Below are 24,642 nucleotides of genomic sequence, written 5' to 3' on the forward strand. Positions count from 1 at the left end.
TCAGGAAAAGAAAAAACTGCAGACAAAGGAGCATTACACTCACTTTGTCTACAGTATGCGTCCGGCATCAGCCGGACAGCCTATCATGACCTTCCGGAGCGCTTGGACGCAAGAACCGAGGCTTTATGGGTATTGGCAAAATGCCGCTTCGTGATCGAAGCTAGAAAGTCATCACCTTTTCTCAAAAGGATTTTCGCGGCCGCCTCGTCGACCGGCTTGCCGGCGCCTTTCGGAAGCCGGACGCCTGCTATCTCGCTAAGGCGGTCCATTTCTTCAAGGAAAGCCACTCTGGCGAGAATCGACGCACAGGCAACGGACACATGGAGATTTTCCGCCTTTGTGGAAAACAGGACGTTTTCCCGGATGATTTCCGGTTCGGATGCGATATGGCGATAGTAAATGCCGCGTTCCGCAAACTGGTCGATCAGGATGTGGTCCGGTTTGATGCCGTCCATTTTACGAAGCACATGTTTAAGTGCCTGATTATGGAGCAGCGCCTTGATTTTCCCTTGGGACCAGCCCTTGGCTTGGACATTATTATATTTTTCATTCGGGAGGACAAGCACGCTGTTCATGAATGACTCTTTGATTTCCGGCCCGATTTTCTGCATGTGGGCGTCTGTCAGCATCTTCGAGTCTTTGACTCCGAGTTCCTCGGCCAGCGCAATTTTTTCTGCGGGAACAAAGCAAGCCGCAACAGTGACTGGCCCGAAAAAGTCGCCTGTTCCGGTTTCGTCCGATCCGAGCACGGACAAGCGGGCAAGACCCGGAGGCAGCTTTTCCCCCTTTGCTTGAGTCGTTTTTTTGGAGCTTGCGGGGGAAGCGCCTCCCCATCTGGATGCCTCCGCTTCGGCGCCCCCTCCCTGGAACAACACTTTCCCGGATTTGTAGGCGGTGATGGATACGCCGCCCGACTTTGCGGCAAATACCACGCCCGGAGCGTTCCGTTCGATTTTGGAGCCCGCGTAGTGGGCCATAAGTTCCCGGATCTTGTCCGGGCCAAGCTGGATTACCGCATTCGACATGATTCTCATCCTTCCGCCGTTTCGTACCTACACATGGCAAGTCTTTTCATGGTAATATGGTGTATGGGATTTTTCAAGGAGGTGGCGGGAGTGGCTGAACCTGAAAAAAACCGTGTGTCCGTCGACATCTACGGTCAGACATATCAGATGGTGGGGAAAGAAACTGTCGGACATATGCGGCTCGTCGCTTCGCTAGTGGATGATATGATGCGCGAGATCTCTTCAAAGAACCGCTCGCTCGATACTACGAAAATCGCGGTGCTGACCGCACTCAATACAATGAATGACTCGCTCAAGCTCAAAGAGCGGGTTGAAGAACTTGAAAACGAACTGAACCAATTGAAGGGCTGACACATGTATGCTTGATTTAATCATTCTGATTGTTCTTTTGGGCGGCCTCGTAGCGGGCTACAAACGGGGCCTTATTGTCCAGCTCCTACATATGACCAGCATTATCGTCGCACTGATTGTCGCATGGAAGTACTATAAGCCGCTTGCCGAAAAGTTTGTGCTGTGGATTCCGTATCCCGCAGTCGAAGCGGGGAACTCGCTTCGGATCTCGTTTGGCAGCATTGATTTCGACGAGACGTTCTACCGTCTGCTGGCTTTTGTTTTTATCTTCCTGGCGGTGAAGCTGATTCTGCACCTGATTGCATCCGCTCTGGATTTCCTGAAATACCTGCCGGTGCTCGGGTCGGTCAATTCATTTGCGGGAGCGGCACTCGGTTTCCTGGAGTTTTATCTGATCCTGTTTTTTATCCTCTATATCGTGGCAATGGTGCCGGTTGCCGCCGTGCAGAACATGATCGATTCCTCGCTTCTCTCAGGGACGATTCTGAAACATACACCGGTATTCTCCGAAGTGGTGAAAAACTGGTGGTTCATCTATGCAAAATGAAAGCTTCCCTTCCGATGAGGGAAGCTTTTTATCCGAAAGGGGAATGGTGACGGTGAACAAGAAAATCATCATCAAGACGCTTGAAGAAATTGCTCTCCATATGGAGCTGCTTGGTGAGAACCCGTTTAAGGTCGGGGCTTTCCGGAAAGCGGCCGGCGTGCTCGAGCAGGATCCGCGCAGCCTGGCAGAAATGGATGATATTCTGTCTCTGAAAGGAATCGGGAAAGGCACCGGAGCGGTGATTACCGATCTGATGGAAAAAGGAGAGTCCGATCTTCTCAAAGAACTTCGCACACAGGTGCCGGATGGCCTGATTCCGCTGCTTAAGGTTCCGGGCCTTGGAGGTAAAAAGATCGCCAAGCTGCACGGGGAGCTCGGCATCGATTCCGCCGAATCGCTCCGCACCGCCTGCGAGGCGGGCGAAGTCAGCAAGCTTGCCGGATTTGGCAAAAAGACCGAGGAGAAAATTCTTGCGGAACTAGAGGCGTTCGGTCAGCGTCCGGACAAGCTCCCGCACTGGCAGCTGGAGCCCGTCGTCCGGATGATCGAAAACATCCTGAATTCGATTCCTGAAGTGAACCGCTACAAGGTAACTGGCAGCTACCGGCGCACTGCAGAGATGAGCAGTGACTTGGACTTTATTGTCGTCACCAGGGAAGCGGAGCGGGTCAACGAATTGCTGGCAACCGGACTTCCTGTCACGGGAACCGCGGCTTCAGGCGAAGCCAAGCTGTCGGTCACCGTCGATGCGGAAGAACCGGTGGATGTGGATTTCCGGTTCGTCACGGAGGAACAGTTTGCAAGCGCGATCCACCACTTTACCGGATCGAAGGATCATAATGTCCGGATGCGGCAGATCGCCAAAGAGCGCGGCGAGAAAATCAGTGAATACGGAGTGGAACAGGAAGACGGCACTGTCATCACGTTTGATTCCGAGAAAGACTTTTTTGCCCACTTCGACTTGCCGTTTTTCCCGCCGGCGGTACGGAAAGACGGGACGGAGCTGGACCGGGCAGATAAATTGGAAACCCTGATTCGCCCGGAAGACATCTGTTCGGACCTTCATATGCACACAGTCTGGTCGGACGGTGCGGAATCCATCCGTGAGATGGCGGAAGCCTGCCGGAATCTGGGGTACAGCCACATGGTCATTACGGATCACTCCCGTTATTTACGGGTCGCGAACGGTCTGACTCCTGAGCGCCTCCGGGAGCAGATCCGTGAAGTCCGTGAGGCGGATGCGGAAATGGACGGCATCACGATCCTGTGTGGGACAGAGATGGACATTTTGCCGGACGCCACGCTGGACTTTGATGATGAGCTGATGTCGGAACTCGACTTCGTTATTGCTTCGATCCACTCCAATTTCAGCCAGCCTCAAGAAAAGATCATGGAGCGCCTCCATGCGGCGATTTCCAACCCGCACGTGGATATGATTGCGCACCCGACCGGCCGGATCATCGGCCGCCGGGACGGCTACTCGACTGATGTGGCGCAGCTGATCGACTGGGCTGCGGAATACGGCAAGATCCTTGAGCTGAACGCCAATCCTTACCGGTTGGACCTTGCTGAAGAGTGGCTGGCACTGGCCGCGGACAAAGGTGTACCGATCGCAATCAATACAGACGCACACAGCGTGGGCCAGCTGGCTTATATGGAAACCGGTGTGCGCTATGCACAGCGTGCATGGCTGCATCGCGATTTGATCGTCAACACATGGACACTCGACCGTTTCCTGGCGCATCTCGGCAGGGAACGATGATTCTAATAGACTGACCAGATCTGAAAGGAAGTGGGGCACATGGAGGCCCGAGTCCTGAAAACACTTGAATTTGATAAAATCCGGTCCGAAGTGACCGGGCATTGCACGTCGGCACTCGGACGTTCGCGTATCGGGGAGCTGGTCCCTTCAAATGAGATCGAAAAGGTACGCTCGCTTCTCCAAGAGACGGACGAAGCACTGGCCATTTACCGAATCCGCGGAAATGTCCCGATGGGCGGTCTTTTCGACATCCGCATGTACGCCAAGCGCGCGCAGGCGGGCGGCACACTCGGCGCCGGCGAACTCATGGAGACGGCGAGCACGATCCGCGCAGGCCGCATCCTCCGCCAGTTCCTGGAGGCGATTGCGGAAGAAGGGGAAATCGACATCCCGCTTTTTATTGCGAAAAAAGAGGAGATGCCGGTCCTTACGGCACTCGAGCACGAAATCAACGCTTGCATCGACGAAAACGGAAAAGTGCTGGACAGCGCTTCGACGGCACTCCGTTCTATCCGCCAGCAGCTCCGGACCCAGGAGGGAAGGGTCCGGGAAAAACTGGAGCAGTATACACGAAACAACTCGAAGATGCTCTCCGACTCGATTGTCACTATCCGGAACGACCGCTATGTCATTCCGGTCAAGCAGGAGTACCGGACGCATTTCGGCGGAATTGTCCACGACCAGTCTTCCTCGGGCCAGACACTGTTTATCGAGCCAGATGCGGTTGTTCAGGCAAACAATGAAATTCGCCAGCTGAAGTCAAGGGAAAAGGAAGAAATTGAACGGATTCTCCGCGAGCTGAGCGGCCATGTGCAGGAGCACGCCCATGAACTGTTTATATTGGTCCGGATCTTGGGGGACATGGATGCGGTTCTGGCAAAGGCGAAATATGGAATAACCCAGAAGGCGACCGTGCCGAAGGTCAATGACGAGGGATACATCCGCCTCGTGAAAGGGCGCCACCCATTTTTGCCGAGAGAAGAAGCGGTACCGAACACGATCGAATTCGGCAGGGATACGACGGCAATCGTCATTACGGGCCCGAACACAGGCGGGAAAACCGTCACACTGAAAACGGTCGGCCTTTGCACACTCATGACACAGGCAGGTATACCGATTCCCGCGCTTGATGGCTCGGAAATGGCCGTGTTCAAAGATGTGTTTGCCGATATCGGTGATGAGCAGTCCATCGAACAAAGCTTGAGTACGTTTTCTTCACATATGGTCAACATTGTCGACATCCTCAAAAAGTTCGATTCCGAATCATTGGTCATGTTCGATGAGCTCGGTTCCGGTACCGATCCGCAGGAAGGCGCGGCACTGGCCATCGCGATTCTGGATGAAGTCCATGGCCGCGGAGCCCGTGTCATGGCGACGACTCACTATCCTGAACTGAAAGCCTATGGATACAACCGTCCCGGCGTGGTCAATGCGAGCGTTGAATTCGATGTCGAAACCCTCAGCCCGACATACCGGTTGCTGATCGGCGTGCCCGGCCGAAGCAACGCGTTCGAAATCTCCAGCCGGCTCGGTCTGCCGGACAGCATTATTCGCTATGCCGAAACCTTCACCGGAGAAGACCGGAACGAAGTCGAGACGATGATCACCTCGCTTGAGGCCAGCAGGGTCCAGGCCGAAAAAGATGCGGAAGAAACAGCAAGGGTCCTCGAGGAATCTGAAGTGCTCCGAGAACAGCTGGACGCACGCCTCTCAGAGTATGAATCGAAAAAAGATGCACTCGAGCAGAAAGCACGTGAAAAAGCGAAGAAAATCGTCGAGGATGCGCGCAGGGAAGCAGAATCGGTCATCTCGGACCTTCGGGCACTCAGGCTGAATGCAGGCGCTTCGGTGAAAGAACACGAACTGATCGATGCGAAAAAGCGCCTGGAAAGTGCCATCCCGGAAGAGGAACTTACGAAGAAGCCGAAACAGAAGGCGAAGTCTGCCAAGAGAGAACTCCGCCCGGGCGATGAAGTCAAGGTGCTCAGCTACGGACAGAAGGGCTCGCTTATTGAAAAGATGTCGGACGGCGAATGGATGGTCCAGCTCGGCATCCTGAAAATGAAGATCGACGAATCCGACCTTGAGTATGTCAAGCCGGAGAAGGAAAAAGAGACGGTCAACGTCAATGCGGTCCGGGGCCGGTCGGGCTCAGGGGTCAAGCTGGAACTCGACCTTCGCGGCGAACGGTACGAGGATGCGATCCGGCGGACTGAGAAGTACATCGATGATGCGCTTCTTGCAAACTATCCGCGTGTGTCGATCATCCACGGCAAAGGGACCGGGGCTCTCCGCGAGGGAATCCAGAAGTACCTTCGCCGCCACCCGCGAGTCAAAAGCTTCCGGTTCGGCGAAGCAGGCGAAGGCGGCTACGGGGTCACCGTGGTCGAGCTGAAGTAGGAAGGCCTGAGGCTGAGAACTTTTCAACCGGCTGCGGCTGTCTGCACATGAATTGGGCGGAAATGAAACTTCATTGCATGTAACCCGTATAGGTATCAAAACCGCAAAGGAGCAAACTGAATGCTGTTATCGAGTTTCTGGTCGCATCCGATCGTGGAGACGGCCGGCTATTTCAGTGTCACGGTCCTCTGCCTGGTCGTATCAATGGTGATTTTTGAAATCGTGACGAAATACAAGAACTGGGAAGAGATCAAGAACGGAAATGTGGCTGTCGCGCTTGCAACAGGCGGCAAAATTTACGGAGTGGCGAATATTTTCCGCCATTCCATCCAACAGCATTCCTCGTTGCCGGAAATGCTTGCATGGGGAGGGTTCGGATTTTTCCTCCTCATTATGGCCTACTGGCTTTTCGAATTTTTGACTCCACGGTTTAATGTTGACGAAGAAATCGGAAATGGCAACCGGGCAGTGGGCCTTATTTCCCTCATCATCTCGGTGGGACTGAGCTATGTCATTGCGGCAAGCATCACCTGATTTCCGGATCCGTCCCGAAAGGCGGTAAATGATATGGACATGATCAAACTGGCCAAGCTGCTGCTGGTATTGTGCGCCGGCTTCATCATCGTCGGCATCTGGTGGCTGTTTTTCTGAAGGCAGCGAGTAATGGAGATTGTGCGTGCATTCCGGGTATGCGACGAAAATGGGCGTGATGATTCCGGACTGTTCACCAATCTGACTTCAGGCATAGACAGCCCGCTCGGCCATCAGCACGGGTAATCTTAAAGGCGCAGGGAAACCTGCGTCTTTTCGCATTGCCAGTTGAAAGCGCATTCATCATAAGGTAAGATAGTAATAGGAATATTCAAACGATTTATAGGAAGGGGTCTGATCATGACGGAAAAACCATGGCTCAAGAACTATCCCGAAGGAATTCCGCCAACGCTTGACTACCCTGAAGAACCGCTTCAGGATGGCTTGACCCGTTCGGCATCCAAGTTTCCGGAGAAAACGGCCATTCATTTTCTCGGCAGACAAGTGAGTTATAAAGAACTGTACGAGTCTGCCCTTAAGTTCGGAAATTATCTGAAGCGCCTGGGAATCGGCAAGGGTGACCGGGTGGCGATCATGCTGCCGAATTGTCCCCAAAATGTCATCGCCTTCTATGGCATCCTGTACGCAGGCGGCGTGGTGGTTCAGACCAATCCTCTTTACACTGAGAAAGAACTTGCATACCAGATGAACGATTCAGGTGCCAAAGCTATTCTCACGCTGGACATCTTGTTCCCGAGGGTCTCTAAAGCAATCGGCGAAACGGCTCTGGAGAATGTCATCGTCACAGGTATCAAAGACTATCTTCCATTCCCGAAAAACGTACTTTATCCGTTTGTGCAGAAAAAAGAGTACGGCATGACAGTCAAGGTCGAACACCGAGGGCGGAATCATCTCTTTACAGAAGTGATGAAACGGACGCAGGCGGAGCCGATCGATGCAGTGAACACGGATCAGGAAGATCTCGCCCTTCTCCAGTACACAGGGGGGACGACAGGATCGCCGAAAGGGGTCATGCTTTCCCATAGGAACCTGATTGCGAATACCGAAATGTGTGCCGCGTGGATGTACCGGTGCGAGCCCGGAGAAGAAGTGACCCTCGGAATTTTGCCATTCTTCCACGTCTATGGAATGACGACTGTTCTGGTGCTCTCGGTCAGCCAAGGAAACAAAATGGTGCTCGTGCCAAAATTCGATCCGGAAACCGTGCTGAAGCTGATCGAAAAGCAATCGCCGACCCTCTTCCCGGGCGCACCGACCATTTACATCGGCCTGCTGAATCATCCCGACATCGGCAATTATGACTTATCTTCCATCAAGGCTTGCCTGAGCGGATCCGCTCCGCTGCCGGTGGATATCCAGTCACAGTTCGAGAAAATCACGAAAGGGAAGCTGGTCGAAGGCTATGGCCTGTCCGAATCGTCACCTGTGACGCATTCAAATCTGATCTGGGACGGAGAGCGGAAAAAAGGCTCTGTCGGGCTTCCTTGGCCGGATACGGAAGCAGCCATATTTAAGACCGGAACGACAGAACCTTTGGGATTGGGAGAAGTGGGAGAAATTGCGGTAAAGGGACCACAGGTCATGAAGGGGTACTGGAACCGGCCTGAAGAAACGGCTGCCACTTTAAAAGACGGCTGGCTTCTCACGGGAGATCTGGGGTATATGGATGAGGACGGCTACTTCTATGTGGTCGACCGCAAGAAGGACATGATTATTGCAAGCGGGTATAATGTCTATCCCCGGGAAATCGAGGAAGTGCTTTACGAGCATCCTGGAGTGGCGGAATGTGTGGTTGCCGGCGTTCCAGACCCGTACCGGGGGGAAACGGTCAAGGCATATATCGTCAAGAAGGAAGGCACTCACCTGACGGAAGAAGAGCTGAACGAGCATTGCCGGAAGAGCCTCGCTGCCTATAAGGCACCGAAACTTTATGAGTTCCGTGATGAGTTGCCGAAAACGGCAGTAGGAAAAATATTGAGGCGCTCACTGATTGACGAAGAAAAAAAGAAGATGGAAGAGGAGAAAGTCATCTCCTGAACAAAGCTTGACAGTTAATCCAATAGAGAATAATATAGAAATATGAATGAATCATCATTCATATTTCTTTTTTATTTGGTGGTGAACCCATTGAATCGGAATAAGCCGAAGTACGGGCAGATAGTGGATGCAGCCGTGATTGCCATCGCAGAAAACGGATATCACCAGGCCCAGGTTTCAAAAATCGCCAAGCAGGCAGGGGTGGCTGACGGGACGATCTACCTGTATTTTAAAAACAAAGAAGATATTCTCGTCTCGGTATTCCGTGAGAAGATGGCGTTGTTCATGGACAACCTCAGGCCTGTCCTCGAAGACGGCCGGATGTCATCCGAGGAAAAATTGTTCCGGATGATAGAAAATCATTTTAACGTACTCTACTCAGACCGTCACCTGGCGATCGTCACCCAACTGGAGCTTCGCCAGTCCAATAAGGAACTGAGGCTGAAAATCAACGGCGTCCTGAAAGATTATCTGGCCATGCTGGATCGCATTCTGCAAGAAGGAATCGAGCGCGGCGAGTTCGAAGAAGACATGGACATCCGGCTTGCACGGCAGATGGTATTCGGAACCGTTGATGAGATTTCTACGTCATGGGTGATGAATGATCAGAAATATGATTTAATTAAACTAGCGCCGGATGTACATAGGCTGCTCATGAAAGGCATGAAAGCCAAGTAAGGGGGATGGGTAGACATTGGAATTCTTGAGAGTGAACAAGGAAGACGGCATCGCGCTGGCATCTATAAACAGGCCTCCGGCGAATGCGCTTTCACAAGGCTTGATCAAAGAAGTGAATGAGCTCCTGGATCTGGTCGAGAACGATGATGAAGTGCGCGTAATCGTTTTGCACGGTGAAGGGCGGTTCTTTTCCGCGGGAGCCGACATCAAGGAATTTACGGAAGTTCCGGATGCTGCCGGTTTCAGCAAGCTTGCCGGCAACGGCCAGGAAGTGTTCGAGCGTCTCGAGAACTTCCCGAAACCTGTGGTTGCGGCAATTCACGGTGCTGCGCTCGGCGGAGGACTCGAGCTCGCCATGGCCTGCCATATGCGTTTTGTCACGTCGGGTGCGAAGCTGGGGCTTCCAGAACTCCAGCTCGGTCTGATTCCGGGGTTTGCCGGAACTCAGCGTTTGCCGCGCTATGTCGGTCCGGCAAAAGCGGCCGAGATGATGCTGACTTCGGACCCGATCACAGGCGAAGAGGCCGTTTCTGCCGGGTTGGCCAACCGGGCGTTCGGCGAGGAAGAACTGCTCGAAGAAACGCTCGCCATTGCGCGTAAAATAGCGGATAAGAGTCCGGTATCGGTCCGTGCCGCGCTCCGCATGCTCCAGTACGGCAAGCACGCCGGCTTCCATGAAGGAGTCAAGGCCGAAGCGGCATCGTTCGGCGAGGTTTTCGCATCACAGGACGCAAAAGAAGGAATCTCCGCATTCCTCGAAAAGCGCAAACCTGTATTCCAAGGAAAGTAAGACACGAAGGGGAGGATGGCAAGATGAACATTTACGCACTGGTTAAACGCACATTCGATACGGAAGAGAAAATCTCTGTCCAAAACGGCGGTATCGCAGAGGACGGCGCAGAATTCATCATCAACCCGTACGACGAATACGCAGTGGAAGAAGCAATCCGCGTGCGCGACGAGCACGGCGGGGAAGTGACCGTACTGACGATCGGCTCCGAAGAAGCGGAAAAGCAGTTGCGCACGGCACTTGCAATGGGGGCCGACAAAGCGGTTCTCATCAATACCGAGGATGATCTCGACGAGCTGGACGAGTTCGGTGCAGCGACGATCATCGCGGAATACCTGAAGGACAAAGACGCGGATCTTATCCTAGCCGGAAACGTTGCCATCGACGGGGGCTCCGGGCAAGTCGGCCCTCGCGTGGCGGAACTGCTTGGCATCAACTATGTCACAACCATCACCGAGCTGAAGATTGATGGCGACAAGGCGACCGTCGTCCGCGATGTCGAAGGTGATTCCGAAACGATCGAGGCACAAATGCCGCTTCTCGTGACGGCCCAGCAAGGCCTGAACGATCCTCGCTATCCGTCCCTTCCGGGGATCATGAAAGCGAAGAAGAAGCCGCTTGAAGAGCTTGAACTCGACGACATCGATCTCGAGGAAGACGATGTTGAAGTGAAGGTTGAGCGTGTGGATGTCTTCCTGCCGCCTGAAAAACAGGCCGGACGCGTTCTTGAGGGCGACCTCCAGGACCAGGTCAAGGAGCTTGTCCAGCTGCTCCGCACCGAAGCGAAAGTCATCTGAGCCGACCGGCACATTCGATACAGGAGGGGTAAACTATGTCCAAAAAAGTGATTGTTCTAGGGGAAGTACGCGACGGCGCACTGCGCAACGTCTCGTTTGAAGCGATTGCAGCGGCGAAGAAAATTTCCGGCGGGGGAGAAGTCGTCGGAGTCCTGATCGGGGATTCCGTCCAGGACCTCGGACAGGAACTGATCCAATACGGAGCGGACCGCGTAGTGGCGGTTGAGCATCCGCACCTGAAGCATTATACATCCGACGGGTTCGGGCAGGCTTTCATGGCTGTCCACGAACAGGAAGAGCCGGAAGCGATCGTTTTTGGCCACACGGCCCTCGGCAAGGACCTTTCACCGAAAATCGCGGCAAAGCTCCAAAGCGGGCTTGTGTCCGATGTGACGGAAATCGAAGGTGAAGGCGACGATGCTGTCTTTATCCGTCCGATTTATTCCGGCAAGGCCTTTGAAAAGGTCAAAATCAACGACGGCCCGGTATTCTTCACGGTCCGCCCGAACAACATCGAGCCGCTCGGCCAGGACGCGGGCCGCTCCGGCGATGTCTCGGTAGTCAGCGCAAACATCCAAAACCTGCGCTCCGTCGTGAAGGATGTTGTGACGAAGGCGACTGACGGGGTCGACATGTCCGAGGCGAAGGTGATCGTGGCAGGCGGACGCGGCGTCAAGGGGTCCGAAGGCTTCGAGCCCCTCAAAGAGCTCGCAGATCTGCTTGGGGGCGCAATCGGCGCATCCCGCGGTGCCTGTGACGCAGACTACTGCGACTACTCGCTCCAGATCGGCCAGACAGGCAAGGTCGTCACGCCGGACCTTTACATCGCGGCAGGCATTTCCGGAGCCATCCAGCACCTCGCCGGCATGTCCAACTCCAAAGTGATTGTGGCGATCAACAAAGACCCTGAAGCCAATATCTTTAAAGTGGCGGACTACGGCATCGTCGGTGATCTTTTCGAAGTCATCCCGATGATGATCGAAGAGATCAAGCAGCTTAAAGTCAACGCCTGATCATATCGGGACCGTCCGGTTTAAGGACGGTCCCGTTTCTGTTGCCGGTGCAAGCAGAATAAATTTCTGCGGAGCGGGTAAACAGTTAACGAACCGCTTGCGGGCAAGCGGTTACCCATACAGGCAGAACATTCGCCGGCCATTCGGGCAGGTGCTATAATGACCCCAGAGTGGTTAATCATGAGGAGGTAATCAAATGGCAATTCAACACGCAACTGATCAAGATTTCCAAACAAAAGTATCCGACGGGCTCGTCCTAGTCGACTTCTGGGCAACATGGTGCGGCCCGTGCAAAATGATTGCGCCGGTTCTTGAAGAGGTCGATGCAGAAATCGGCGACAAGGTACAGATTGTCAAAGTCGATGTCGACGAAAACCAGCAAACGGCCGGCAAGTACGGCATCATGTCGATCCCGACGCTCGTCCTCTTTAAAGACGGCGAGATTGTCGACAAAGTGGTCGGCTTCAATCCGAAAGAAAAGCTTGTCCAGTTTATCGAACAGTACGCGTAACAAACAGAACGCTGACCGGGTCCCTCAGAGGTGCCCGGTTTTTTTGGCAGGTGAATCCGTATGAATGAAATGATCCGACAGAAGCTGGCGATCCTGCCCGATCAGCCGGGCTGCTACCTCATGAAGGACCGGCAGGGCACCATCATCTATGTCGGCAAGGCAAAAGTGCTTAAGAACCGGGTCCGCTCGTACTTTACAGGCTCGCACGACGCCAAAACGCAGCGGCTCGTGAGCGAAATCGAAGACTTTGAATATATTGTCACCTCTTCCGATATCGAAGCGCTCATTCTTGAGCTGAACCTGATCAAAAAGCATGACCCTAAATACAACATCATGCTTAAAGACGACAAAACCTATCCGTACATCAAGCTGACCGGGGAGCGTCATCCCCGTCTCATCGTTACGCGCAAAGTCAAGAAAGACAAGGGGAAGTACTTCGGGCCTTATCCGAATGCCTATGCGGCCCAAGAAACGAAGAAGTTGCTCGACCGGATTTATCCGCTCAGGAAATGCAACACGCTGCCGGACCGGGTGTGCCTGTATTACCATCTGGGGCAGTGTCTGGCTCCGTGCGTCAACGAAGTCACGCCGGAGACGTACCGGGAAATGATGGCCGGCATTACCAAATTCCTGAACGGCGGGTACAAAGAAGTTAAGGATGACCTTTCCCGAAAGATGCAGGAAGCGGCGGAAAAGCTGGAATTTGAGCGTGCCAAGGAATACCGGGATCAGATCTCGAATATCGAAGCCGTCATGGAAAAGCAGAAAATGACGACGACGGACATGACTGACCGGGACGTGTTCGGCTACGCGGTCGATAAAGGATGGATGTGTGTCCAGGTGTTCTTTATCCGACAGGGCAAGCTGATTGAGCGGGATGTTTCACTATTTCCGATCTACCGCGATCCGGATGAGGAATTCCTGACGTACATCGGGTCATTCTATGACAAACCGGAGCATCTGCAGCCGAAGGAGATCTTCTTCCCGGATGGGACGGACCTGGAGATCGTCAGCCAGCTGCTTGAAGCGAAGGTTACCGTGCCGCAGCGCGGCCAGAAAAAAGATATGGTGAAGCTTGCTGAAAAAAATGCGCAAATTGCACTTTCCGAGAAGTTCCAGCTGATCGAACGCAGGGAACAGCGGACAGTCGGCGCCTGCGAACAGCTCGGTGAAGCAATGGGCATTGCGGCGCCGCTCCGCATCGAAGCTTTCGACAACTCACATACGTTCGGAGCCGAGGCGGTTTCCGCCATGGTGACATTTATCGATGGACGTCCCGACAAAAAGGGCTACCGGAAGTACAAGACAAAAGCGGCTGCACGCCATGACGATTACGGCGCAATGAGGGAAGTCGTCCGAAGAAGGTACGTCCGCGTGCTGAGGGATAATTTGCCGCTTCCTGATCTTGTCCTGATCGACGGAGGAAAAGGGCAGATCAGCGCCGCCAAGGAAGTGATCGAGGACGAACTGGGGCTGGATATCCCGGTCGCGGGCATCGCAAAGGACGACAAGCACCAGACTGCGCTGCTTTTATACGGGGATCCGCCGGAAGTCGTTCCCCTTAAGCGCACTGGCGAAGCCTTTTATCTGCTGCAGCGGATCCAGGACGAGGTGCACCGGTTTGCAATCACTTTCCACAGACAGCGGAGGGGGGCGAAATCCCTCACTTCCTCCCTGGACGGGATTCCGGGCGTCGGGGCAAAGCGGAAAAACCAGCTGCTCCGTCACTTTGGATCCGTCAAGAAAATCCGAGCGGCAGGCGTAGACGAACTGAAGGAAGCGGGACTGCCGCAGACCGTCGCAGAGACGGTGGAGCAGTATTTCAGGGAGCAGGAAAAAGCGAAAGAAGAAAAGACGTCCGGAACCGGTGAATAAAGGAGGAGCGGGATGAATTGGAGAATTGTCGAGGACGCCATTGTCAGGGCGCGTGAGGAAGGGAAGTTCAACAATCTTCCGGGTGCCGGAAAACCGCTTCCGAAAGACGAGCTGGAACATGTGCCGGCGGACATCCGGATGGCGGTCAGGATTCTCAAAAACAGCGGATATGATGAAGAAGCAATGTTCGTGCAACGGGAAATGAACGAACTGGGCAGCCGTCTCAAAAACGCTCAAGACGATGAGAAAAGCGAACTCGAGCAGGCCTACAACCGTCAGATGAGGAAAATGAACAGCCTGCTTTCAAAGAAAGGCGTGCGGACCAACAGCTCTGCGTTCAGGCAGTATAGCCGGCAGATCAATGACAGGCTGAAATGAGACTGAACAAAGAAAAACGGCCGTGCAACGGATTTCCGTCGCACGGCCGATGGTTTGAGTTTTACTCCCAGGCCAGCGTCAGTTTGACAATGCCCTGCCGGCGATCCGCTTCCGGCCGGCACTCAGCAACCCGGTTATGGATTTTCTGATACTGCCCGGCAAGGAAACCGGCCTCGACAGAGTAGCAGCGCCGTCCTTTCTTGGCTTGTTCGGCTTCTGTTTCAAGCACATAAATCATCTCTCTTTTGCCGGCTGATTCTCGGGTGAGGGTTCCCCAGCCCGCTTCCAGGAAAAATCCGGCGGCTTCATCCATATCAAAAAGCGGGAATTCGGATGCCAGTTCTTTGCCGGCCCAGTAAAGAATTTCTTCCTCATGTCTGCCAAGGACGGATGGAAGGATATAATCGCGGAAAAGGGCATAGCCGAACTTTGTCGGCATCCTGCTTTCCCCTCCGGCATTTTCCGGTTTTGACTCCATTTTAAGTTCGCCTCTTCCATTGAAAAACTTGACCGGAAGCCTTTTTAGCTGCCCGGGAACCGCTTATGCGGCTTTTGTCGAAAATGTGACCGTCACCTTGATTTCAGTTTGTTTCAGGAGTACAATGGTCATGTCTTAAATATTGTAAACATGATTAAATATGCAGTCAATGTACGCTTCCGCCGGCAGGCGGGGGCTTCCTTGCCTGCCTGTTTGTCAGTACTAAGGGGGGTAAAAGATTTCATGAGAGATTCAGATTTTGGCTTGCGCCGGCTGCACTCGCTGCTTGGGATCATCCCGATCGGCCTGTTCTTGACGCAGCACCTCATCATCAACCACTTTGCAACGCAGGGGGTCGAGGCATTCAACAAAGCGTCGGACTTCATGGGCAATCTGCCTTTCGTTCTCTGGCTTGAGTGGATTGTGATCTACATCCCGCTCATGTTCCACGCGTTTTTCGGCCTTTATATCGCGTTCACTGCCAAGCCGAACACGAACCGCTACGGTACATACCGCAACTGGATGTTCACTCTACAGCGCATCACTGGTGTGATCCTTGTGGTCTTCATCGCTTGGCACATCTGGCAGACTCGCATCCAGAAGGCACTCGGCGCCCATGTCGACTTTGACATGATGGCTGACATCCTTGCCAATCCGTTTATGATCGCGTTCTACGTGCTTGGCGTCATCTCTGCGACGTTCCACTTTGCGAACGGCTTTTGGTCGTTCCTCGTCACATGGGGCATCACGCAATCTCCGCGTTCGCAGCGTCTCTCCACGTACGTGATGATGGGGCTGTTCCTCGTCCTGTCCGTGATCGGCATCCGTGCCATCTTTGCATTCGTGTGATGACTGGCATCCCGTGCCACCTACTTTGATCTAACTGAGGAGTGAAAGATAGAATGGCGAAAAGCAAGTTGATCGTCGTCGGCGGCGGCCTTGCCGGCCTGATGGCGACGATTAAGGCTGCCGAAGCCGGCACGCCCGTCGAATTGTTTTCCCTGGTCCCTGTAAAGCGTTCCCACTCCGTCTGTGCACAAGGCGGCATCAACGGTGCGGTCAACACGAAAGGGGAAGGCGATTCCCCGATGATCCACTTTGATGACACCGTGTACGGCGGTGACTTCCTGGCAAACCAGCCTCCCGTCAAGGCGATGGCCGAAGCGGCGCCGGGAATTATCCACCTGATGGACCGGATGGGCGTCATGTTCAACCGGACCCCGGAAGGCTTGCTTGACTTCCGCCGTTTCGGCGGAACGCTCCACCACCGCACGGCCTTTGCCGGCGCAACGACCGGCCAGCAGCTTCTTTATGCACTGGACGAGCAGGTCCGGCGCTTTGAAGTTGAAGGCCTAGTCAAGAAATACGAAAACTGGGAGTTCCTCGGAGTCGTTCTCGACGATGAAGGCGTCTGCCGCGGAATCTCTGCGCAAGACCTGAAAACGATGGAGATTAAGACATTCCGCTCGGATGCTGTCATTCTGGCGACCGGCGGACCGGGAATCATCTTCGGCAAGTCGACGAACTCCGTCATCAACACAGGTTCTGCTGCAGCAATCGCTTATCAGCAAGGCGCAATCTACGCGAACGGTGAATTCATCCAGATCCACCCGACAGCAATTCCCGGTGACGATAAGCTTCGCCTCATGTCGGAGTCAGCCCGGGGCGAAGGCGGCCGTGTCTGGACATACAAGGACGGCAAGCCTTGGTACTTCCTCGAAGAGAAATATCCGGCATACGGCAACCTCGTGCCGCGTGACATCGCGACACGCGAGATCTTCGATGTCTGTGTCAACCAGAAGCTCGGCGTCAACGGCGAGAACATGGTTTACCTCGACCTTTCCCATAAGGATTCCCGTGAGCTGGATATCAAGCTTGGCGGAATCATCGAGATCTATGAGAAGTTCACCGGCGACGACCCTCGCAAAGTGCCGATGAAGATTTTCCCTGCGGTCCACTACTCGATGGGCGGCCTCTGGGTCGACTATGACCAGATGACGAACATCCCTGGACTGTTCGCTGCGGGTGAAGCGGATTACTCCATGCACGGCGCTAACCGCCTCGGTGCGAACTCCCTCCTGTCCGCAATCTACGGCGGCATGGTTGCCGGCCCTAACGCAGTCAAGTACATGGAAGGCCTCGACAAGCATGCCGAGGACATGTCATCCGCACTGTTCGACGGCGTCGTCAAGTCCGAGGAGCAGAAGTGGGACGGCATCATGAAGATGGATGGCACGGAAAATGCTTACGTCCTTCACAAAGAACTCGGCGAGATCATGACGGACAACGTCACGGTCGTGCGCTACAACGACAAGCTCCAGGAAACGGATTACAAAATCCAGGAGCTCCTCGAGCGCTACGAAAACATCAACGTCAACGACACGTCCCGCTGGTCCAACCAGGGTGCGGCATTTACTCGCCAGCTGAAGAACATGCTTTACCTGGCGCGCGTCATCACGCTCGGAGCCCTCAACCGGGACGAGAGCCGCGGTGCGCACTATAAGCCGGACTTCCCTGAACGGAACGACGAACAGTGGCTGAAGACGACGATGGCATCGTTTGACGGTGTATCCGCACCGAAGTTCGAATACGCCGATGTCGATGTTTCCCTGATCAAGCCGCGTAAGCGCGACTATACATCGAAGCACTGATCTCTGAGAAAGGAGACGCATAAAAATGGCTGAAACTGCTGTAAAGGAACGGAATGAGGCGACGGCTGCAAAAACTGTCCGCTTCAAGGTCCAGCGTCAGGATAGCCCGGAGTCGAGCCCTTACTGGGAAACGTTTGATGTCCCATACCGCCAGAACATGAACGTCATTTCGGCGCTCATGGAAATCCGCCGGAACCCGGTGAACACAGAAGGCAAGAAAACTTCTCCTATCCAATGGGAAATGAACTGTCTCGAGGAAGTCTGCGGTGCCTGCTCGATGGTCATCAACGGCCGCCCGCGCCAGTCTTGTACGGCGCTTGTCGACCAGCTGACCCAACCGATCACACTTGAGCCGATGCGCACATTCCCGGTTGTCCGCGACCTGGTCGTCGATCGTGAAGTCATGTTTGACTCGCTCAAGAAGGTCAAGGCATGGGTGCCGATCGACGGTACGTATGACCTCGGCGAAGGACCGCGCATGCCTGAGCGCAAGCGCCAGTGGGCTTATGAGCTCTCCAAATGCATGACTTGCGGCGTCTGCCTCGAAGCGTGCCCGAACGTCAACGACAAGACGAACTTTATCGGCCCTGCGCTGATTTCCCAGGTCCGTCTGTTCAACTCGCACCCGACAGGCGCGATGAACCGGGACGAGCGTCTGGATGCCCTGATGCAGGACGGCGGACTCCAGGAGTGCGGCAACTCGCAGAACTGCGTGGTCGCTTGCCCGAAAGGCATTCCGCTTACCACATCGATCGCTGCAATGAACCGCGCAGCATCCGTATACTCCTTCAAGCGCTTCTTCGGTTCCGACCACATGGTCGACTGATGTGCGCCATCCCCCTCAAACCGGCATGTCCGGCTTGAGGGGGATTTTTTCTTTCTCCAAATCATGAAGCGGCCGTGTCATCTGAGCAGGCTGTTTTATATAGTAGGAACATGCCTGTGCGCCTTCTCATCTGCCGTTTCATCTGATAAGATAAAAGAGTGAATGGTCATTCATTTTAAATCGGCGGGGGGAATGGATATGAGAGCAGCATACATCGGGGATTTTGAGGAATGGAAAAAGGGGTTTCAGTTTTCGGTGCCGGTCACGGTGCGTTTTTCCGAAACGGACATGTTCGGGCATCTGAACAATACGGTCAACTTCACCTATTTTGAACACGCAAGGATTGAATACCTGAAACACCTCGGGCTGATGGAAAATTGGCTGGATGAAGAAGAGGGGGCCATCACGGTTGTTGCCGATCTTCAGTGCGATTACTTGAAGCAGGTGTTCTTTGATGAACAGCTCGACATCCACGTAAAGACGGCAAGGGTCGGGAGCACTTCATTGGATATCCATTATCTGGCCACAGGACGTGACGGGGAACCGGCATTTACCGGACGGGGGACGATTGTCCAGGTAAGCCGGAAGACCGGCAAACCGCTTCCATGGTCGGCTAAAGCACTTGACGCAATCGGTGCCGAATCGGCTTTATCGTGATAAACCTTTGAATGCCGGGCAAATGCCGTCACCGCCGGACGTGTCCCTTCATACTCTACGATGAAGAGTTGAGGGGAGGGGCGCTACGTGGCGGATGAGCTGCATCATCGTTCATTACTTACCGGAAGGGAAAGAGAAATCTTCCAGCTGCTGGTGAAGGATCAGACAACGAAAGAAATTGCAGCCAGGCTGGGAATCAGCGAAAAGACCGTCCGGAATCATATCTCGAACACCATTCAGAAATTAGGGGTATCCGGACGCGCTCAGGCAATCGTCGAGCTTCTCCGGCTATCGGAACTCTCGCTTGACTAAATATACTTGCCATTCCGCCGGAAACCGTTCACAATATAACTATTCAAACGGTTTCGGGAGTGGTGAGTTGATGGCTGGCTTGAACGGAGAGGACCTGCAGCATAATGGGGAGGACATCGCCTTCGTCGAAAAGGAGCTGCGTCACATCTCTGGACTGATCAAACAGAGCGGACGGGAGATTCTCGACAATTATCCAATAACACCGCCTCAGTTTGTTGCGCTGCAATGGCTGCTCGAACTGGGCGACATGACGATCGGCGACTTATCGAATAAGATGTATCTGGCTTTTTCGACGACAACGGACCTTGTCGACAGAATGGAGAAAAACCATCTGGTAAAACGGGTGCGTGACGAACAGGACAGACGGGTCGTCCGGATTCATCTGCTGGAGGACGGGGAGCGCATTATCCAGGAAGTCATCGAGAAGCGGCAGAAGGACCTTCAGGCCGTGCTGTCTGACTTTTCGGCGGATGAAGTCATCCGGCTTTCCGGCATGCTGTCCAAGCTGCATAGCGGCATGAAGGAAGGCAGGAAGCGAAGGATGGAATTGAAAGATTCCGAGCAATAAACACCGGCTGGCTGTTGAAGCCCGGAGCAGGAAACGCTTCGGGTTTTTCGCCGTCCCAAAACGGTTATGATACGATGAGACGGCCATTGCCGGGCGGAAGGAGAAGATACTCATGGACGAAGTAATCATTGCAACTAAAAACCGGGGAAAAGCCAAAGACTTTGAGGCACTGTTGTCACCCTATGGCATCAAAGTTCTCACTCTTTTCGATGTGGCGCCCGACCTGGAGATCGAGGAAACGGGGACGACATTCAGGGAAAATGCGGCGCTGAAAGCAGAGACAGTCGCAGAAAAGCTTGGGAAAATGGTGATTGCCGATGACAGCGGCCTGTCGGTTGATGCGCTGGACGGAAAGCCGGGGGTCTATTCCGCGCGTTACAGCGGCGAAGGGGCCACGGACGAGCGCAACATCGAAAAACTGCTTGCGGACCTTTCCGGCGTGCCGGATGAGGAACGCACCGCCCGCTTTGTGTGTGTGCTCGCTGTTGCTGCACCGGGTGCCGATACCCGATTTTTCGAAGGGACATGCGAAGGGCGCATTCTGAGGGCACCTGCAGGGGAAAACGGCTTCGGCTATGATCCTGTCTTTTACGTACCGAGGGAAGAACGGACAATGGCACAGCTGACACCCGAGGAGAAAGCGGTCGTGTCCCACCGGGGTGAAGCGATCCGGAGCCTGGAGGAACAGGCCGGGGAATTGTTCGGGGAAAAGCAATGACGGATTGGGCCATTGCGGTGATGAGCGATTCGCATGGTGACACGGAGACGGTCTGCCTGTTTAAGGACGAGCAGTCGGGAGCGGATTTCCTTGTCCATTGCGGGGACAGCGAGCTCTTGGCGGAAGACGCCCTGTTTGAAGAGATGATTGCGGTAAAAGGAAACTGTGATCCGGATGGCTTGCCCGAGTATCGGATGTTGGAAGCGGGCGGCTTACGGGTACTCGTCACACACGGCCATCTGGACCGTGTGAAGACCGGCCTGCTGCCGCTCCGGTACAGGGCAGAGGAGGCCGGGGCAGATATTGTCCTGTTCGGCCATACCCATCTTTACGGGGCAGAAGTTCACGGCGGGATTTTATTTGTGAACCCGGGCAGCACGCATAGGCCGCCGTCCGGCCGTCCGGCCACCTACGCGGTGGTCGAAAAAAAGGCGGCAGGCGTGTCCGTCCGTTTCTTGTGCATGGATGCGACAGAGGCGGCTGCCGTCAATTTCCCTGATTTTCCGGAAAGCCGTTGACTTTGGGGGGCGGGGATCCTATAATTATCTTTGTCGTGCGCAGCCGCATGGTTGCCATGTCCCAGTAGCTCAGCAGGATAGAGCAACAGCCTTCTAAGCTGTCGGTCGCAGGTTCGAATCCTGCCTGGGACGTAATTTTAGGGCAGTCTGCCCGTAATATGCGCTTCCTGCCGTTCTGATGATCTGTACAAGGTCATCGGGCGTCGGGAAGCTTTTTTTATCCTAAAGGAATGCACCCTGAGTTTAACTGAAGGTATCCATTTTTCCGATAACATGATATGCTACTGTTGTAAAATGAATTTCATAACTTGCGACCATAGGGGAATCCTTTTAAAGGACTGAGAGACGAGTGTGACTCCGATACCCTTATCACCTGACCAGGTTTGTACCTGCGTAGGGAAGTGGCGTCTCTTTTTGCTATGCTTTTGTATTGGCAATTTCAGGACCGCTTCCTTACGGGAAGGCGGTCTTTTTGTTATGGAGAAAGGAGAGATGGGATGGAGATTTGGGCAGTAACGAACAGCAAAATGGAGATTTCGGAGCTTGTGGATGTTTTGCTTCGTGGTGAGCCAGTGATTGATGCATTCATATTAAGAGAAATTTCGAAAACGGATGCGGAAGTAGTTGAAGTAATCCGCCAGCTGAAGGAAGCGGGTTTTGATAAAGAAAAAATCATCGTGCACTCCCGTCCCGATATCGCTTTACTGACCGGAATCCGGCGTGTGCAAATTCCCGGCCACGGTTTGCCGCTGGTCCAATTAAAACATCAATTCCCTTCACTTCTCTTCGGCCGTTCCGTCCATTCTTTCGAGGAAGCAGAAATCGCCTATTCAAGCGGAGCTGACTGGCTTCTATACGGGCATTTGTTTCCGACCGCATCAAAACTGGGCATGGCACCGAGGGGAACCGATGAGCTCTATAGAATCGCACAGACGATTCCGATCCCAATTTATGCTATCGGGGGAATCCGGCCTGAGCATATGCCCTTATTGAAAAAATCGGATGTGGCGGGTGTCGCACTGATGTCGTCTCTTTTCAGTAATGGCACTCTGGAGGAAGCGGTTGCTTCCTACAGAGAGAAACTGTTCCGGGGAAAGGTGGAATCTAAATGAAAAAAGTAATCAAGCTGAACGGAAAAAAGTATGAAGTGCCAAAAGATGTGGGAACGGTCAGGCAATTGCTTGCCCATCTGGATTTAAGCGATCGCATCGCTGTGATTGAATTCAACCAGATGATCCTGTTAAAGGAAGATTATGAAGAACCCATTAACGATAAAGATCAGATTGAAATTATCCATTTTGTCGGAGGAGGATGACCATGATCACCATTGGAAACCGAACATTCCATTCAAGACTTCTGCTAGGGACAGGAAAATACCCTTCTTTTGAAATCCAGAAAGAAGCAGTCAAAGTGTCCGGAGCGGAAATTCTTACATTCGCGGTGAGGAGAATGAACGTATTCGAGCCGTCGCAGCCCAACTTTTTGGAGCAGCTCGACCTATCAGCTTTTACATTGTTGCCGAATACTGCAGGCGCAAAAACTGCGGAGGAAGCGGTGAGGATTGCGAGGCTGGCAAAAGCATCAGGACTTTGCGATATGGTCAAGGTCGAAATCATCGGCTGTGACCGTTCCTTGCTGCCTGACCCGGTTGAGACGCTCAGAGCCTCAGAAATGCTGCTGGAAGAAGGCTTCATTGTGCTCCCTTATACGTCGGATGATGTGGTCCTTGCCCGCAGGTTATGCGAATTGGGGGTCCATGCCATCATGCCGGGCGCTTCTCCGATCGGTTCAGGCCGCGGCGTGATCAATCCGCTCAATTTGTCATTGATCATCGAACAATCCGTTGTTCCGGTCATCATCGACGCAGGGATCGGTTCGCCGAAAGACGCGGCATATGCAATGGAACTGGGAGCTGATGGGGTCTTATTGAACACGGCTGTTTCTGAAGCCGCAGATCCGGTAAAGATGGCGAAGGCGATGAAACTTGCCGTAGAGGCAGGCAGGCTAGGCTTTGAAGCGGGACGGATGCCGGTACGGGACTATGGAGTCGCCAGCAGTCCGATGGAAGGGCTTGTGCCAAATTGAGCTCCAAATACTCTCGGCAAGAATTGTTTATGCCTATCGGAAAAGGCGGACAGGAACGGTTGGGAAAGTCGGCAGTCTTTATTTTGGGTGCGGGGGCGCTGGGGTCTTCGGGAGCGGAAATGCTCGTGCGTGCCGGAGTCGGAAAAGTCACGATTGTCGACAGGGACTATGTCGAATGGACCAATTTGCACCGCCAGCAACTTTACACGGAACAGGACGTCGCTGATCGATTGCCAAAAGCTGTATGCGCCGAAAGAAGGCTGGCCGCCATCAACCGCGATGTCAGGATCAGCGGCATCGTAGCGGATGTGACAGCGGAAAACATCCAGAAGCTGATCGCCGGCCACGATGTCCTGTTGGATGCGACAGACAATATGGAAACCAGGCTGCTGGCCAATGACGCCGCATGTAAAATGGGCCTTCCCTTTTTCATGGGAGCATGCGTCGGCAGCTACGGCCTGACGTTTCCGTTCGGTGTTCAGACAGAGCAGCCTTGCCTCCACTGCTTGTTGGATACGTTGCCGGCGCAGACGATGACGTGCGATACTGCTGGCATCATCAGCCCGGCCGTGGTGACAACAGCCGCGAGGCAAGTAGCAGGGGTGCTGAAGTACCTGACGACGGGCGAGATGGAGCCGAAGCTCGAATCTGCTGATGTCTGGACAGGGGAGCGGTCGTCCATCGACGTAAGCGGATTGAAGAAGAGGGACTGTCCAAGCTGTTCGGAACATGCCAGCTATCCGTTTCTCACAACAGGCACATCGGTCAGGCCGGCGGTCCTTTGCGGCAGGGACACCGTCCAGCTGATCTGGCCGGGAAGCAGAAGAGTGGAACTGCCTTTATTCGTGCAGTCGGTCAAGAAGGTAGTCTCCAATCTTGTCCACAACCCTTATCTTGTGGCATGCGAGTATCACGGTCACCGCGTCGTTTTGTTCCGTGACGGGAGGATGCTGGTCCATGGCACGAAAAGCATCCCAACCGCCAAGAAAATTGCATCAGAACTGATCGGATAAATGCTTAAAAAGCCTGGCAGAAGAGAGAACCCCTAGCCAGGCTTTTTGCGTTGTGCTGATTGGCCCCCACCTCTTAATGTCAGTGCCCATTCCACCATGG

The 24,642-nt window shown here is 53.9% G+C and carries 27 protein-coding genes, 1 tRNA gene and 1 riboswitch; of the genes, 26 read left to right on the forward strand and 2 right to left on the reverse strand.

The features are described 5' to 3' along the window. Positions 1–83 precede the first annotated feature (83 nt). Entirely contained in the window at positions 84–1,025 is a 942-nt protein-coding gene (gene rnhC, locus KHA84_RS06810; protein WP_213422788.1) for a ribonuclease HIII, read from the reverse strand. Positions 1,026–1,115: 90 nt separating this feature from the next. Here rnhC and zapA point away from each other — a divergent pair, with 90 nt between their 5' ends. From zapA to KHA84_RS06875, 13 genes are all read left to right on the forward strand, one after another. Then, complete coding sequence (zapA, locus tag KHA84_RS06815; RefSeq protein ID WP_213422789.1) at positions 1,116–1,376, forward strand: cell division protein ZapA; 261 nt, start codon at positions 1,116–1,118, stop codon at positions 1,374–1,376. A gap of 7 nt (positions 1,377–1,383) precedes the next feature. After that, positions 1,384–1,923, forward strand: coding sequence for a CvpA family protein (locus KHA84_RS06820; protein ID WP_213422790.1), 540 nt, complete (start codon positions 1,384–1,386; stop codon positions 1,921–1,923). A gap of 43 nt (positions 1,924–1,966) precedes the next feature. Further along, complete coding sequence (gene polX / locus KHA84_RS06825; RefSeq protein WP_236823190.1) at positions 1,967–3,685, forward strand: DNA polymerase/3'-5' exonuclease PolX; 1,719 nt, start codon at positions 1,967–1,969, stop codon at positions 3,683–3,685. A gap of 39 nt (positions 3,686–3,724) precedes the next feature. Beyond that, positions 3,725–6,085 (forward strand): endonuclease MutS2, encoded by a 2,361-nt coding sequence (locus tag KHA84_RS06830; protein ID WP_213422792.1) that lies wholly within the window; start codon positions 3,725–3,727, stop codon positions 6,083–6,085. Positions 6,086–6,205: 120 nt separating this feature from the next. Then, on the forward strand, positions 6,206–6,619 hold the full coding sequence (locus KHA84_RS06835) for a DUF350 domain-containing protein (protein WP_213422793.1): 414 nt from the start codon (positions 6,206–6,208) through the stop codon (positions 6,617–6,619). Positions 6,620–6,976: 357 nt separating this feature from the next. Beyond that, on the forward strand, positions 6,977–8,674 hold the full coding sequence (locus tag KHA84_RS06840; RefSeq protein ID WP_236823174.1) for a long-chain-fatty-acid--CoA ligase: 1,698 nt from the start codon (positions 6,977–6,979) through the stop codon (positions 8,672–8,674). Between the two features lie 90 nt (positions 8,675–8,764). Beyond that, complete coding sequence (locus tag KHA84_RS06845) at positions 8,765–9,352, forward strand: TetR/AcrR family transcriptional regulator (RefSeq protein WP_213422794.1); 588 nt, start codon at positions 8,765–8,767, stop codon at positions 9,350–9,352. Between the two features lie 16 nt (positions 9,353–9,368). Further along, positions 9,369–10,142: an enoyl-CoA hydratase gene (locus KHA84_RS06850; protein ID WP_213422795.1), complete on the forward strand. Its 774-nt coding sequence runs from the start codon at positions 9,369–9,371 to the stop codon at positions 10,140–10,142. Positions 10,143–10,165: 23 nt separating this feature from the next. Further along, positions 10,166–10,939 (forward strand): electron transfer flavoprotein subunit beta/FixA family protein, encoded by a 774-nt coding sequence (locus tag KHA84_RS06855; RefSeq protein ID WP_213422796.1) that lies wholly within the window; start codon positions 10,166–10,168, stop codon positions 10,937–10,939. 35 nt (positions 10,940–10,974) lie between these two features. Further along, on the forward strand, positions 10,975–11,952 hold the full coding sequence (locus tag KHA84_RS06860) for an electron transfer flavoprotein subunit alpha/FixB family protein (RefSeq protein ID WP_213422797.1): 978 nt from the start codon (positions 10,975–10,977) through the stop codon (positions 11,950–11,952). A gap of 196 nt (positions 11,953–12,148) precedes the next feature. Further along, positions 12,149–12,463, forward strand: coding sequence for a thioredoxin (gene trxA / locus KHA84_RS06865; RefSeq protein WP_063178083.1), 315 nt, complete (start codon positions 12,149–12,151; stop codon positions 12,461–12,463). A 60-nt stretch (positions 12,464–12,523) separates the two neighbouring features. Continuing rightward, entirely contained in the window at positions 12,524–14,338 is a 1,815-nt protein-coding gene (gene uvrC / locus KHA84_RS06870) for an excinuclease ABC subunit UvrC (protein ID WP_213422798.1), read from the forward strand. A 12-nt stretch (positions 14,339–14,350) separates the two neighbouring features. Then, entirely contained in the window at positions 14,351–14,716 is a 366-nt protein-coding gene (locus tag KHA84_RS06875) for a DnaJ family domain-containing protein (RefSeq protein WP_213422799.1), read from the forward strand. Between the two features lie 61 nt (positions 14,717–14,777). Here KHA84_RS06875 and KHA84_RS06880 read toward each other — a convergent pair whose 3' ends face one another. Then, positions 14,778–15,194: a DUF2507 domain-containing protein gene (locus KHA84_RS06880; RefSeq protein WP_213422800.1), complete on the reverse strand. Its 417-nt coding sequence runs from the start codon at positions 15,192–15,194 to the stop codon at positions 14,778–14,780. Between the two features lie 243 nt (positions 15,195–15,437). Between KHA84_RS06880 and KHA84_RS06885 the strand changes: the two genes are divergently transcribed. From KHA84_RS06885 to KHA84_RS06945, 13 genes are all read left to right on the forward strand, one after another. Next, complete coding sequence (locus tag KHA84_RS06885) at positions 15,438–16,043, forward strand: succinate dehydrogenase cytochrome b558 subunit (protein ID WP_213422801.1); 606 nt, start codon at positions 15,438–15,440, stop codon at positions 16,041–16,043. Positions 16,044–16,096: 53 nt separating this feature from the next. Further along, on the forward strand, positions 16,097–17,845 hold the full coding sequence (gene sdhA / locus KHA84_RS06890) for a succinate dehydrogenase flavoprotein subunit (protein ID WP_213422802.1): 1,749 nt from the start codon (positions 16,097–16,099) through the stop codon (positions 17,843–17,845). A gap of 25 nt (positions 17,846–17,870) precedes the next feature. Continuing rightward, the gene (gene sdhB / locus KHA84_RS06895; RefSeq protein ID WP_213422803.1) at positions 17,871–18,671 is read left to right on the forward strand and encodes a succinate dehydrogenase iron-sulfur subunit; all 801 of its coding nucleotides are present in this window, start codon (positions 17,871–17,873) and stop codon (positions 18,669–18,671) included. 198 nt (positions 18,672–18,869) lie between these two features. After that, entirely contained in the window at positions 18,870–19,328 is a 459-nt protein-coding gene (locus KHA84_RS06900) for an acyl-CoA thioesterase (RefSeq protein WP_213422804.1), read from the forward strand. A gap of 87 nt (positions 19,329–19,415) precedes the next feature. Continuing rightward, positions 19,416–19,640: a helix-turn-helix domain-containing protein gene (locus KHA84_RS06905; protein WP_008301013.1), complete on the forward strand. Its 225-nt coding sequence runs from the start codon at positions 19,416–19,418 to the stop codon at positions 19,638–19,640. Positions 19,641–19,710: 70 nt separating this feature from the next. After that, positions 19,711–20,208: a MarR family winged helix-turn-helix transcriptional regulator gene (locus KHA84_RS06910; RefSeq protein ID WP_213422805.1), complete on the forward strand. Its 498-nt coding sequence runs from the start codon at positions 19,711–19,713 to the stop codon at positions 20,206–20,208. A gap of 112 nt (positions 20,209–20,320) precedes the next feature. Then, a complete protein-coding gene (locus tag KHA84_RS06915; protein WP_213422806.1) occupies positions 20,321–20,926 on the forward strand; it encodes an XTP/dITP diphosphatase in 606 nt (201 codons plus the stop codon). Continuing rightward, a complete protein-coding gene (locus KHA84_RS06920; protein ID WP_213422807.1) occupies positions 20,923–21,444 on the forward strand; it encodes a metallophosphoesterase in 522 nt (173 codons plus the stop codon). The genes KHA84_RS06915 and KHA84_RS06920 overlap by 4 nt, the downstream gene beginning before the upstream one ends. A 58-nt stretch (positions 21,445–21,502) precedes the next feature. Continuing rightward, positions 21,503–21,576: transfer RNA gene (locus KHA84_RS06925), tRNA-Arg, on the forward strand. A gap of 176 nt (positions 21,577–21,752) precedes the next feature. Continuing rightward, positions 21,753–21,862: riboswitch (TPP riboswitch) on the forward strand. A 79-nt stretch (positions 21,863–21,941) separates the two neighbouring features. Beyond that, positions 21,942–22,556, forward strand: coding sequence for a thiamine phosphate synthase (locus tag KHA84_RS06930; RefSeq protein WP_213422808.1), 615 nt, complete (start codon positions 21,942–21,944; stop codon positions 22,554–22,556). Continuing rightward, the gene (gene thiS / locus KHA84_RS06935) at positions 22,553–22,759 is read left to right on the forward strand and encodes a sulfur carrier protein ThiS (RefSeq protein ID WP_213422809.1); all 207 of its coding nucleotides are present in this window, start codon (positions 22,553–22,555) and stop codon (positions 22,757–22,759) included. Before KHA84_RS06930 ends, thiS begins: the two co-directional genes overlap by 4 nt. Continuing rightward, complete coding sequence (locus KHA84_RS06940; protein WP_213422810.1) at positions 22,756–23,529, forward strand: thiazole synthase; 774 nt, start codon at positions 22,756–22,758, stop codon at positions 23,527–23,529. The genes thiS and KHA84_RS06940 overlap by 4 nt, the downstream gene beginning before the upstream one ends. Further along, positions 23,526–24,542: a ThiF family adenylyltransferase gene (locus KHA84_RS06945; protein ID WP_213422811.1), complete on the forward strand. Its 1,017-nt coding sequence runs from the start codon at positions 23,526–23,528 to the stop codon at positions 24,540–24,542. The genes KHA84_RS06940 and KHA84_RS06945 overlap by 4 nt, the downstream gene beginning before the upstream one ends. The last annotated feature ends 100 nt before the right edge of the window (positions 24,543–24,642 follow it).

The sequence above is a fragment of the Bhargavaea massiliensis genome, assembly GCF_018390575.1.
In the GTDB taxonomy this organism is placed as follows: Bacteria; Bacillota; Bacilli; order Bacillales_A; family Planococcaceae; genus Bhargavaea; species Bhargavaea massiliensis.